Origin of the sequence: Arthrobacter sp. NPDC057009 (genome assembly GCF_042673905.1) — a bacterium.
Taxonomy (GTDB): Bacteria; Actinomycetota; Actinomycetes; order Actinomycetales; family Micrococcaceae; genus Arthrobacter.
Genome location: NZ_JBHUSB010000012.1, coordinates 151,930 through 164,188, shown reverse-complemented (window position 1 = coordinate 164,188; position 12,259 = coordinate 151,930). Strand labels below are relative to the sequence as shown.

Sequence of the window (12,259 nt, the reverse complement as noted above, 5' to 3'; positions counted from 1 at the left end):
GGTCGGCGACAGGGCACCCGCGCCTCACGGTCCTACGACTCGAAGGCCGTCGGAAGGTACTGCTCCACGTTTTCGCTGGTGACAACCGGCGCGTTCAGAACGATCCGCTTCGGTACTTCCACTTCCACGAGGTCGCTCATGGCCTTGTTCTGGGAGATCAAGCGGGCGAGGCGGACGCCGTCTGCCGCCTGGGTGGAGGGGTAGATGACGGTGGCGCGCAGGACACTGTCGCCGGCCTGGATTTCACGCATGGCGTTAGCCGAGCCGGCACCGCCGACCATAAAGAACTCTTTGCGGCTCGCGTTGTCGATGGCGGCCAGGACACCCACGCCCTGATCGTCGTCGTGGTTCCAGATGGCGTCGATCTTCGGCGCAGCTGACAGGAGCTGCGACGTTGCTGCTTCACCGCCCTGGACGGTGAAGTCGGCTGCGACCCGGTTGTCCACGTTGAGGCCGCAAGATTCCAGCGCGTCTGCGAAGCCCTTGCTGCGGTCCTTCGTCAGGGGCAACGAGTCGATGCCCGCGATCTCGGCGACGACAGCATCCTTCTTGTCTTTGAGCTGCTCGCAGATGTAGGTGCCGGCGCTGACGCCCATGCCGTAGTTGTCGCCCAGGATGGTGGCGCGGGCTGCGAAGGAGCTTGAGAATTCCCGGTCAACGTTGATGACGGGGATTCCTGCTTCCATGGCCTGCGTGGCGACCGGGGTCAGGGCAGCGCCGTCTGTCGGCAGCAGGACGATGGCGTCAACCTTGTCGTTGATGAACTGCTCTACCTGGCTGATCTGCAGGTTCGCGTCATTGGTTCCCTCGGCCACCCTCAAATCGATGTCCTGGTACTTCTTCGCCTCGGCAAGCGCCGCTGAGTTGATGGCGCCGAGCCAGCCGTGGTCTGCCGCGGGACCGGAGAAGCCGATGACTACCTTGTCACCCTGGGCCTGGTTGCCTTCAACCGATGCGTTGGTGGGCTGAGTGTTGGCGGCGTCTGCGCCTCCAGTGCACCCGGTGACAAGGCCGCCAACAGCAAGAAAGGCAGCGGTGGTAACGAGCATCTTCCGGCCCGTACGAACTGCAAGCATGTGTATCTCCTCAATGAGTTTAGGTGCGTCTTCGCCTGGTGCAGCATGCCTTTTCATGCCCGCAACTGTGCGTGACTGCTATCACAATAACAGAAGGTCAAGCGAAATCGACGAACTTATACCGATCGCCGACATAATGTGTTAGGTTCGTCGCATGTTCGAAGAAGATCAGCCACAGCCGTTGCTCGAAGTTCGTGGACTCACCAAGGGTTTTGCGGGAGTCCAGGCGCTCAAGGGCGTCGATCTGCAGGTACTTCCGGGAGAAGTTCACTGCGTTATGGGCCAGAATGGCGCCGGCAAGTCCACCCTCATCAAGACACTGGCAGGCGTCCACCAGCCGGATAGCGGCGAAATCCGTTGGGAAGGCAAACAAGTTACGCTCCCGGGTCCTACGGCCGCACTGGATCTGGGCATCGCCACCATGTACCAGGAGCTCGACGTCGTCGACGGGCTTTCCGTAGCCGAAAACATCCTCCTCGGGCACGAACGTGCAACAGGAGGCGTTCTGCACGTGAAAAAGGCGAACGCTATTGCGCGCAGCCTTCTGAAGCGGCTCGGGCACGGCGACCTTTCGCCGTCCACAGAAGTGGGTACGCTTTCTGCGGCCAACAAACAGATCGTGAGCATGGCGCGTGCCCTGTCGCGGGACACCAAGCTGATCATCATGGATGAGCCCAGCGCAATCCTCGACTCGGGTGAGGTGTCCAATCTGTTCCGCGTGGTTCGCGAACTCACTGCCCAGGGCATCGCCGTCGTATACATCTCGCACCGGCTCGAAGAAATCCGGCAGATCGGCGACCGTATCTCAGTGATCAAGGACGGGCGCAGCACGGCAAACGGGCTCAGCGTCACGGATACAGCCAAGTCCGAGCTGATCCGGCTGATGACTGGTCGGGATGTCGCGAATGTGTTCCCGGAGAGGAAAGCCGTGGCGGCCGATGCTCCTGTCGTGCTCGATGTGAACGACCTCGAGCTTTTTGGACACTTCGAAAAGGTCAGTTTCACCGTTCGGGCGGGCGAGGTCCTCGGTTTCGCCGGCCTGGTAGGATCCAAGCGCTCTGAGATCCTCGAGACCATCTATGGTGCCCGCAAGGCCTCTTCCGGCAGCGTGTCCGTGAACGGCAAGGTGCTCCGGCCGGGCTCTGTGACGTCTGCCGTCAACGCTGGCATCGGGCTTTCGCCCGAGGAGCGCAAGAGCCAGGGGCTGATTCTGGATGAGCCGATCTTCAAGAACGTCACCCTGTCGACCTTCGAGCGTTTTGCTCGGGCCGGTCGCTTGAACGAGGCGGCTGAACGGGAAACTACACGTGAGCAGATCGCCGCACTGGAGTTGCGTCCGGCTGATCCGGACCGTCCTGCACGGACCCTTTCGGGCGGAAATCAACAAAAGATCCTCCTCGCCCGTTGGCTGGTCCACGGAACGTCGGTCCTGCTGCTGGACGAGCCCACGCGGGGTGTCGACGTCGGGGCGCGCTCCGAGATTTACGCCCTCATCCGCAAACTGGCGGCGGCCGGCACGGCGATCATCGTCGTTTCGAGCGAAATTGAAGAAGTTCTGGGCCTCGCCGACAACGTACTCGTCATCGATGACGGCAAAGTCCTCACCCAAACGAAAGCAAGCGATATAGACGAGCACGGAGTGCTCGACCTCGTCATGAAGGGAAGTGCCGCGTGAGCGAGCAGACTACCAAGGTGGCAGAGCCGGTAATTACCGAGCCGGCCGGCCACACCACTCCCAAGGACAGCCGTCTGCAGGGCATCCTGAAAGGGCCCGCCGGCCGCAGCCTGGGGCTGGTCATCGCGCTCGCGCTGCTCGTCGTGGTGGGTGCAGTCACCAGTGGGGACCGGTTCCTCAACGTTGAGAACATGCTCACCATCCTCCGGCTCGCCTCGATCATCGGCGTGATCAGCATCGGCATGACCTTTGTCATCACGGCGGGCGGCATCGACCTCTCCGTCGGATCAGTCATGGGCCTGACCTCGGTTGTCGCGACGACGGCCAGCATCCAGATGGCCGCCAACCAGTCGTCGTGGCTCCTGATCGTAGTGGTGGCGCTCGGGGTGGGCCTCGTTGCCGGTCTTATCAACGGACTGGTGATCGCATATGGCAAGGTGGTCGCCTTTATGGCCACCCTGGCCATGTTGGTGGGCGCACGCGGCCTGGCCGAACTCATCTCCGGACGCAGCACCCAGATTGTGAGTAACCGGGACTTCCTGCGGGTCATGCGCGCCGAAGTGCTGGGTGTTCCCCTCCTGATCTGGATCTTCGTCATCGTGGCCATCGCGGGATGGTTCCTCCTGAACCGCACCACCTTTGGCCGCCGCACCATCGCCATCGGTGGAAACCTTGAAGCTTCCCGGCTCGCCGGTATCAAGGTGAAGCGCCACCTCGTCTACCTGTACGTCCTTGCCGGTCTTGCGGCAGGCATCGCCGGCGTCATGATGCTTGGCCGAACCACCGCGGGTACCTCCACGCATGGCCTCCTGTACGAGCTCGACGCGATTGCCGCCGTCGTTGTGGGCGGGACCCTGCTCATCGGCGGACGGGGAACGATCATGGGCACGGTCCTTGGCGTACTGATCTTCAGCACCCTGACCAACGTGTTCACCCAGAACAACCTGGATACCTCCGTCCAGGCACTCGCCAAGGGCCTCATCATCGTCGTCGCAGTTCTTCTGCAGCAGCGCTTCGCAAGCCGCGGTCCACGACGAGGAAAAAGCTAGGTTTGCCTGAAGCCGGCAGATAGACCGCCTCGGGCATCCCCGGGGCGCCAGGACAACGAAGCGGAGGGCGGTGCCGTGACCCTAAACGTGGACCACGCGCTCAACGGCAACGCGGACCTCGAACTGGTCGAGGATGCGCTCCAGAGATTCTTCGATGAAGCGAAGCTGCGCGCTGTCTCCGTGAACGCGACCTATCTCGGCCTCTGGGAAGCACTTGAAAGGGCAACCGCGGGCGGAAAGCGCTCCCGCCCGCGGTTGGTCATGCTGGCGTACCGGCAACTTGGCGGCACTGATTTCTGCAGCGCGGCGGCGCTCGCCGCCTCGTACGAGCTCCTTCATAGCGCGCTGATCATTCACGATGACGTCGTTGACCGCGATTTTGTTCGCCGCGGTATCCCCAACGTTTCCGGTCACTACCGGAACCGGGCCCTGCGCACCGGTGTCTCTCCGGTAGCCGCAGAACACGCCGGAGTGTCGGCAGGGCTTCTCGCCGGTGATCTGGCTTTATCCGGCGCTTACCGCCTGTTGAGCTCCATGGAAGTGCCGGTGGCCCTGCGCCAGCGCCTGAACGACATCCTCGATGACGCGATCTTCTCCTCTGTGGGCGGGGAGGTCCTGGATATTGAGTTCAGCCGGACGGCGGTGATGCCTTCAATCGAAGACATCACCAAGACGGCCCACCAGAAGACTTCGGTCTACTCATTCGAGGCACCGCTGCAGGCGGGCGCCGTTTTGGCCGCGGCTCCCGAACCGGTGGTGACCGCTCTGACATCCTTCGGACGATATGCCGGAATCGCCTATCAGCTCGCCGATGACGTGCGAGGCGTTTTCGGCAAGGAAAGCCTCACCGGGAAAACCAACTGGGGGGACCTCCGGGAAGGCAAACGGACTGCCCTGCTCTCCTACGCAGCCACCCGCCCGGAGTGGAGCAGGATCGCTCCACTGATCGGATTCCAGGATATGACGGCCCGGGACGCCCACTGTGTCCAGTCCGTGCTGGTGTCCTGCGGGGCAAAAGACTACGCGGCTAACCTTGCCACCGAGAATGCCCACCTCGCCGTAATGCACCTGGCGTCCGGCGGTGTTCCGGAGGCCCTGCACAGAAGCCTCAAACGCATGCTGTTCTCCGCCATCAGCGACGTGGACTCACACTAGCAGCACCTTAGCGGTGCCCCTCCGTAGATCCTGCCCTTCTGCCGCTATCATGAGAAAACGAATCCGGCACCGAGGCGATCTGCCAGGAAGGACCTGAACCGGGGTGGAAGGGAAGTCGGCGGCGCGCACGCTCGCCGGTACCAACCTTGGAAACAACCGGGACACCACCCGTCAGCACAATCTTTCAACCGTGCTGGGCCTGGTGCACACCATGGCGGGCGTCTCCCGTGCGCAACTCACCCGGGCTACCGGGCTGAACAGATCAACGATCGCCGCCCTCGTCGGTGAACTTGCCCAGCTCGGCCTTGTCGTCGAGAGCGATCTCGACCAGGCACAGCAGCATGGCCGCCCCAGCATCATGATTGAGCCGAGCCCCGGGGCCCTGGCACTGGCGGTCAATCCCGATATTGACGCTGTCAGCGTGGCGCTTGTCTCTCTTGGCGGCCAAATTGTGAACCCTGTCCGCTTCCATACAGTCCGGCCGCCGTCGGTACCGGAAGTAGTGAACATCGTGACGGCGATCTACACGGGGATGCGAACGTCCCTTCCGTCCCGGAACCGCATTGTGGGTCTTGGGCTTGCCATACCGGGCCTTGTCGATCCCCTGGATGGCACGGTCATTGAGGCGCCGCATCTTGGCTGGCGCGACCAGCCGCTCACAGCGCTCCTCAGTGATGCCCTGAAGCTTCCGGTCATCGCCGCAAATGACGCCGTTGCGGGGGCACGTGCCCAGGCGACCTTCGGTGCGGGCCGCGACGTTTCGGACCTCGTCTACATCTACGGAGGGGCGAGCGGCATTGGGGGAGGGGTCATCAGTGGAGGCCGCCTTATTCGTGGTGCTACCGGATTTGCCGGGCAACTTGGACATACGCACGTGCGCACGGGCGGCGCGGAATGCAACTGCGGATCGTCCGGCTGCCTTGAAGCCGAGGTCACCCGCGAAGAGTTAATTGCTGCAGTCGGACTCCCGGCCGGTGAGACGGAGAATCTCGAAGACGCCGTATTGGAGAAACTCCAGGACGATTCAGCGTCCGAGGAGTTGCGGGCAATCATCGCCCGACAAGTCCGGCTGCTGGCCGTCGGGCTGAAGAGCATCGTCAACATGCTAAATCCCTCCCTGATCGTCTTGGGCGGGTTCCTGCGGATCCTCGTGCGGGCCGCGCCGGATGCACTCAGCGATGCCCTGCGATCTCCCGGAACTCGTGGTCCCCGGGAAAATGTGGCGATTGAGCTCGCTCCTCTCGGCGAAGATTCCATCCTGGTCGGTGCTGCAGAGCTGGCCTTCGAACCCCTCATCCGGGATCCTGCCGGTTTCCTGGGTTCACAGGACGACGGCGGCGGGCAAGTTCCGCCCGCCTGATTTCCCAGCAGTCTGCAGCCTGCTAGCAACGAAAAGCGGCCCCTGTCCCAGCCTTGGCTGGGACAGGGGCCGCTTTTCCCGCGGCTGGTTGGCCGCTAGGGGGCAACGATCGGCACTCGAAAGAGCATCAGTTGCCGGCCACCAGAACCACCTCAGCGGTTCCGGTCAGCGGGGCCGAGGCGGCGTCGCCGGCATCGGTGTAGCTTGCGCTGAAGACGGCCGAGAGATCATCCACTGCGGGGTCGTGGCCTTCGGGAACGGTGGTGGTCAGGGTTCCGGTGCAGCCCGAGGTGGTGGTCTGCGGGTGGCCGTGCGTGTGGTGGCCGAGGATGTAGCTCACCTTGACCAGCGAGCAGTCAACCGGCTGGTCATCCGTAACCCGGACCTCGTAGGTGACGGTGTCACCGAAGTGGAAGTCCTGGCCTGCTACGGGGCTGATGAACTCGATGACCGGTGCCTGGTTGCCTACCTCGATTGCCACTTCGGCAGAGGAGCTGCGCCCGCGGTGCAGGCCGCCCAGATCGGTGACCTGCAGGCTCGCGGTGTAGGTTCCGATTTCCTCATAGGTCCACGTGGGATTGGCTTCCTCGGAGTCCACGACGCCGTCGGAGTTGAAGTCCCACTCGTAGCGGATCTTGTCGCCGTCCGCGTCAGTGGTGCCTTCGCTGGAGAACTGTACGGTCAGCGGTGATGCCCCGGCAGTCGGCGTGCCGGAGGCCACGGCCACGGGGCTGTGGTTGCCGTTGGCACCGATGAAGTCGATCCGGGAAAGCTGCGCGTCGGGGTTCTCGCCGAAGTAGCCGTCTCCGTATTCAAGGACGTAGAGGGCGCCGTTGGAACCAAATTCCATGTCGATCGGGTTGTCGACCACAAGGGAGTCGACGACGTTCTCAATCGAAGTGAGGTCGCCGTTTTCCGTGGTCATGGCCTTGATGTAGTCGCGGGTCCACTCGTAGAAGAAGGACTTGCCGTCGTAGTAGGACGGCCAGGCGACAGGGGCGTTGCCCTTGGTTGCCTTCTCGTCGAACTCGTAGGCGGGGCCGGCCATGGGGCCGATACCGCCCGTTTCCAGCTCAGGGAACTCGGCGGAAGCGCCGTAGGAGTACCAGGCCTCCGGCTGCGAGACCGGGGGCAGCTCGCGCAGGCCGGTGTTGTTCGGAGAATCGTTCACGGGCGCAGCGCAGTTGAAGGCTGCACCGGAGGTGCCGGTGGCGAAGTCGTAGTCAACGTACGGCAGTTCTGCGGTGGCGCAGTAGGGCCAGCCGTAGTTGGAAGGTTCGGTGACTGCCATCCACTTGCCGGTGCCGGCAGGGCCGCGAAGGGGGTTGGCGGTGCGTGCGTCGGGCGAGTAGTCGGCGATGTAGAGTTCGCCTGTCTTCTGGTTCAGGTCCACCCGGAAAGGGTTGCGCAGGCCCATCACGTAGATCTCGGGGCGGGTCTGGGGAGTGCCCGGCTGGAAGAGGTTGCCTTCGGGGATGGTGTAACCGCCGCCGTCCTTGGGCGTGATCCGCAGGACCTTGCCGCGCAGGTCATTGGTGTTTGCGGAAGTCCGCTGCGCATCGAGTGCGGGGTTGCTGGTGGGGCGCTCGTCGATCGGCGTGAAGCCGCCGGACTGGAACGGGTTGGTGTCGTCACCTGTGGAGAGGTACAGGTTGCCCTCGGCGTCGAACACGATGTCACCGCCGACGTGGCAGCAGATGCCGCGGTCCACCGGCACATCGATGATGTGCTGCTCGGTAGCGAGGTCGATGGTGGAACCGTTGAACTGGAAGCGGGAAAGCGTCAGGGATCCGCTGAACTTTTCGAAGTCTGCTGCCGTGCCGCTGAAGGGCGCGTCGCCCTCGTTGACGCCGGGGGTGGCGGGATCATCCACCGGGGTGTCCTGCGGGGGCGAGTAGTACAGGTAGACCCAGTTGTTGCCCTTGGTGCCGAACTTGGGGTCGAGCGCGATGCTCTGCAGGCCCTCTTCGTCATGCTCGTAAACGTCGAGCTTCGCGGCCAGGGTGTTGAGGCCCGTCTTGTCGTTGTTGAGCCAGACCTCGCCGCCGCGGGTGGTGTGCAGGACATTGTTGTTTGGAAGCACGGCGAGGTCCACGGGCTCGCCCGGGGTGTCGTTCAGCGTCACTTTCTGGAAGCTGCTGTCCGCGGGAGCCACACCTGAAGCGGTGTCACCCGGCTGCGCCTGAGCGGGGGCGACGGCAAAAGCGGTGGCCAGCAGGCCCGCCATTGCGAGGCTCGCGCCCGCTTTCGCTATCCCATGTCGATTGACTGTCATCGTTCACTTTCTTCTCGTCATTGAGGAGCCGGACTAGCCGGACTCGGATGCCTAAAACGCTAATTGAAATGCGTCGATTTACCTAGTGGTTTCAAAAAACAAAGTCGAGATATTTTCATGTCCCGCGAAGCGAGTGGATTATCAAGAGCTGAAAATAGCGCAGCAAAGCGGCCTAAGCGTCTTAGACCGTTTGTTGTTTGAAAAAGCTAAATGCTTTGGCTGGGCCTAGCCGTCGATGCCCTGCGTCTGGAGCACCAGGCCCTTCACGGCGGCAGCGGGAACCTGCCTGCCGCTGTTCACGAGCGCTTCCACCGAGGAAGGGATCTGGGCGCTGGAGCCAATGATCAGGGGCGTACCGTCAGGCGAACCAGGAAGCCGTCCGTGGGTCCCCCGCACATGTGACGGATCTAGGGGCACCGTGCTCATGGCATAGCGCAAGCCCAGCTTCTTCTTCACCAGGTTCAGCCCCGCTTTGGCCTTGGCGAACTTGTCCGCCGGGTTGAAAAAGAGCTCTGCCGGGTCATAGCCCGGTTTCCGGTGGATATCGACGCCGCGTGCGTACTCGGGTGCCCGGTCGTCGTCGAGCCAGAAGTAGTACGTGAACCACGCACCCGGCTCCGCTATGACAACCAATTCCCCAGACCTTTCGTGATCGAGCCCGTAGCGGCCCTGCGCTTCACGGTCGAGGACCTCATCCACTCCCTCAATCCCGCGAAGGAGTGCCGCCACCCGCTCAACGTCCGATGGGTCCGAGACATAGACGTGCGCTACCTGGTGGTCGGTGACGGCAAAGGCACGTGAAGTCCATGGATCAAGCTGTTCCCTGCCGTCCTGCACGTAGACCTCCAACAGGCCTTCCCGGCGCAGGACGCGGTTAATATCCACCGGCCGGCGTGCATCCTCGATCCCGTACTCGGCCACGGCAATGACCGTATAGCCGCGCTCTGCGGCCTCATCCAGGAGCGGCGCGAGGGCGCCGTCGAGCTCTGCCGCCGCCCGGTCAGCCTGCGGCGAGTCCGGCCCGAAGCGCTGCAGGTCGTAGTCCAGATGTGGCAGGTACGCCATCAGCAGATTTGGTGACTGGCTCCGCATGACGTGCCGGGTGGAGTTGACGATCCATTCAGTGGACCGGATGGTCGCGGTCGGACCCCAGTACTGGAAGAGCGGAAAGTCGCCGTACTCGGTCACGAGTTCGTCGTGTAGTTCCGGCGGCCGCACATACGCATCCGGGGATTTGCGGCCGTCCGCGTGGTAGATGGGCCTGGGTGTCACCGTCAGGTCCGTGGACATTCCCATGGCATACCACCAGCAGATATTTCCTGCGCGGTAGCCGGGATGCTGCCGGCGGGCCGTCTCCCAGATGTTCTCCCCGCTGACGAGCCTATTGTGCTGGCGCCACAGGAAGACGTCCCCAAGTTCCCGAAAGTACCATCCGTTTCCCACGATCCCGTGCTGGGCCGGTGACAGGCCGGTCAGCATTGTGGACTGGACGGTGCATGTCACCGCAGGCAGTACGGTGGCCAGTTCAGAGGACCATCCCTGCGAGGCCAGCCGCGACAGGCGGGGCATCTGGCGCAGGGCCTTGGCAGTCAGGCCAACGACGTTCAGCAGCAGTACTGGTTTCACAGGTTCTTCCTTGCTCAGGGTGTCAGGGAACGCGCCTCGGTCAGCGGACCGGTGCGGCGTCCAGCAGGTTCGACTTCGCCCACGCGATCTCGGCCGCGATTCCCTCGGTGATGCCCACCGAGGCGCCGGGCAGCACGCTCCAGGTATAGGTTTCGATGTCGAGGTGGACCTCAGGTCCGTACGGCAGCTGATCAACTTCGGCAACTGTCTGGCGGAGCACATCCACGGTGGTTTCCAGTGGCTCCGCGGGCACGTGGTGGAGCGGGATGTGGAAGTGGACCCGCCACGCGTTTTCCCCCGGCAGATCCCTCAGGGCTTCGTCGAGATCGTCGGCAGGGACAATGCCTGCCGGTTGCGACTCACGCACCTGGTGCAGGTACCGCGGTTCGACAAAGCCCGCCAAAGCATCCCGGGCCGCCGGATCGGAGGGGTCCGTGACATGCAGCGCGGCGGATGCCTGGACCTTGACGACCCGCAGGCCCGCGGCGTCGATCTGGCGGACAGCGCCGGCAGGGTCGGCGAACGAAACAGCAAGGTGGCAGGTGTCCACGCACAGGCCCACGAACTCCGGATCGATGCCCCGTTGGATCCGGGGCGCCAGCCAGCTGACGACGTCGGCGACCGTGTCGAGAATGCAGCCCGGTTCAGGTTCGACGGCGACACGCACCGTTTTTCCCGTACGGTCCCGGAGGTCCCGGAGGCGTGAGCTCAGCTCGGCAAAGGCCGAGGTGGCGGCGTCGTCGTCATTTTCTGTCCAGTCCGCACGCCAGGCGAGCGGAAGAGTCGAGATTGACCCGGCTGTATCCTCGGGCAGCAGGGCCGCCAGCACCTCCGCGCAGTCCAGCGTGTACTCCAGACGCTCACGCTCCGCCCACGTCGGCTTGTAGACGTCGAGCTTGACCACTTCATTATGGAAGCCACCGTACGGGAAGGCGTTGATGGTGTGCAGCTGCAGTCCCTCAGTATCAAGGACGTCCCGGAGGGCGGCCCGGTCCTCCGCACTTCCCGCCAGCTGGCGGGCCAGCCCGGCCGGCAGCCACATCCCGACGCCGAGGGTTTCCAGGCCAGCCCTGCGGCGGATCGGACCTGCGTACTCGCGGAGCTGACGGATCACGCCGTCAAAGTCCTCGGCAGGGTGGACGTTGGTGCAGTATGAAAGGAGCATTATGCGCGTGCCCCCCGCAGGACCGAGTTGCCCTCGAAGCCCGCTGCCGCATCCGGCAGCTCCGCCGCATCGAAACCAGGGATCGGGTCAAGGATCAGCTGGCCGCTCTGGCCGTAGAACTCAACCGGATTGCGCCAGAGCACCTTGTCTACGTCGTCAGCAGTGAAACCTGCCGCCAGCATGGCGTTGGCTGTACTGAGGGTTTTTAGGGGATCGGACCGGCCCCAGTCAGCAGCAGAGTTCACCAGCACCTTTTCCGTTCCGTAGGTGCGGAGGATTGCCACCATGCGGTGCTCGTCCATTTTGGTGTCGGGATAGATGGAGAATCCCATCCAGGCTCCGGCGTCCTTGACCATCCCAACGTTGGTTTCATTGAGGTGATCAACAACCACCATGCCAGGTGCAACCCCGGACTCACGGACCACGTCCAGGGTCCTGCGGGTACCGGCGAGCTTCTCCCTGTGCGGTGTGTGCACCATGGCAGGCAGCGAGAATTCACGCGCCAGCTCCAGCTGTCGGCTGAAGGCCTCGTCCTCGGCGGGAGTCATCGAGTCGTAGCCAATCTCGCCGACGGCCACCACGCCCTCCTTGATCAGGTAGCGGGGGATCTCCTCCAGGACGGGAACGCACCGGGGGTCGTTCGCCTCTTTGGGGTTCAATGCGATCGTGGCGTGGTGCCGGATGCCGAACTGGGCGGCGCGGAACCGCTCCCAGCCCAGCAGCGCGTCGAAGTAGTCGATGAAGGAGCCGACGTTGGTGCGGGGCTGGCCCAACCAGAACGCCGGTTCCACGAGGGCCCGCACTCCGCTGGCATAAAGAGCCTCGTAATCGTTGGTGGTGCGGCTGGTCATATGGATATGGGGATCAAAGATGCGCAT

Annotated in this window: 9 protein-coding genes; 4 read left to right on the top strand and 5 right to left on the bottom strand. The window is 63.4% G+C overall.

Annotated elements, in window-relative coordinates; genetic code table 11:
• Positions 1-32 precede the first annotated feature (32 nt).
• Entirely contained in the window at positions 33-1,076 is a 1,044-nt protein-coding gene (locus ACFTR6_RS14305) for a substrate-binding domain-containing protein (protein WP_083706243.1), read from the bottom strand.
• A 154-nt stretch (positions 1,077-1,230) separates the two neighbouring features.
• Here ACFTR6_RS14305 and ACFTR6_RS14300 point away from each other — a divergent pair, with 154 nt between their 5' ends.
• The 4 genes from ACFTR6_RS14300 (at position 1,231) to ACFTR6_RS14285 (ending at position 6,315) form a co-directional block, all read left to right on the top strand.
• A complete protein-coding gene (locus ACFTR6_RS14300) occupies positions 1,231-2,751 on the top strand; it encodes a sugar ABC transporter ATP-binding protein (protein WP_377958375.1) in 1,521 nt (506 codons plus the stop codon).
• Positions 2,748-3,800 (top strand): ABC transporter permease, encoded by a 1,053-nt coding sequence (locus tag ACFTR6_RS14295; protein WP_076798950.1) that lies wholly within the window; start codon positions 2,748-2,750, stop codon positions 3,798-3,800. The genes ACFTR6_RS14300 and ACFTR6_RS14295 overlap by 4 nt, the downstream gene beginning before the upstream one ends.
• Positions 3,801-3,875: 75 nt before the next feature.
• Entirely contained in the window at positions 3,876-4,955 is a 1,080-nt protein-coding gene (locus tag ACFTR6_RS14290; protein ID WP_377958374.1) for a polyprenyl synthetase family protein, read from the top strand.
• Between the two features lie 103 nt (positions 4,956-5,058).
• Positions 5,059-6,315: an ROK family protein gene (locus ACFTR6_RS14285; RefSeq protein ID WP_377958373.1), complete on the top strand. Its 1,257-nt coding sequence runs from the start codon at positions 5,059-5,061 to the stop codon at positions 6,313-6,315.
• Positions 6,316-6,442: 127 nt separating this feature from the next.
• Here the strand turns inward: ACFTR6_RS14285 and ACFTR6_RS14280 are convergent, their stop codons facing one another.
• The 4 genes from ACFTR6_RS14280 to ACFTR6_RS14265 form a co-directional block, all read right to left on the bottom strand.
• Positions 6,443-8,590, bottom strand: a complete 2,148-nt coding sequence (locus tag ACFTR6_RS14280) for a PQQ-dependent sugar dehydrogenase (RefSeq protein WP_076798948.1) — start codon at positions 8,588-8,590, stop codon at positions 6,443-6,445.
• A gap of 225 nt (positions 8,591-8,815) precedes the next feature.
• Entirely contained in the window at positions 8,816-10,216 is a 1,401-nt protein-coding gene (locus ACFTR6_RS14275) for an alkaline phosphatase family protein (RefSeq protein ID WP_377958372.1), read from the bottom strand.
• A gap of 40 nt (positions 10,217-10,256) precedes the next feature.
• The gene (eboE, locus tag ACFTR6_RS14270; RefSeq protein WP_377958371.1) at positions 10,257-11,381 is read right to left on the bottom strand and encodes a metabolite traffic protein EboE; all 1,125 of its coding nucleotides are present in this window, start codon (positions 11,379-11,381) and stop codon (positions 10,257-10,259) included.
• Entirely contained in the window at positions 11,381-12,259 is an 879-nt protein-coding gene (locus tag ACFTR6_RS14265; RefSeq protein WP_377958370.1) for a TatD family hydrolase, read from the bottom strand. The genes eboE and ACFTR6_RS14265 overlap by 1 nt, the downstream gene beginning before the upstream one ends.

Bases quoted from the DNA above. Each gene is read 5' to 3' on its own strand.
- ACFTR6_RS14305 (WP_083706243.1), bottom strand. From the start codon at position 1,076: ATGCTTGCAGTTCGTACGGGCCGGAAGATGCTCGTTACCACCGCTGCC.
- ACFTR6_RS14300 (WP_377958375.1), top strand. From the start codon at position 1,231: ATGTTCGAAGAAGATCAGCCACAGCCGTTGCTCGAAGTTCGTGGACTC.
- ACFTR6_RS14280 (WP_076798948.1), bottom strand. From the start codon at position 8,590: ATGACAGTCAATCGACATGGGATAGCGAAAGCGGGCGCGAGCCTCGCA.
- eboE (WP_377958371.1), bottom strand. From the start codon at position 11,381: ATGCTCCTTTCATACTGCACCAACGTCCACCCTGCCGAGGACTTTGAC.
- ACFTR6_RS14265 (WP_377958370.1), bottom strand. From the start codon at position 12,259: ATGCGCATCTTTGATCCCCATATCCATATGACCAGCCGCACCACCAAC.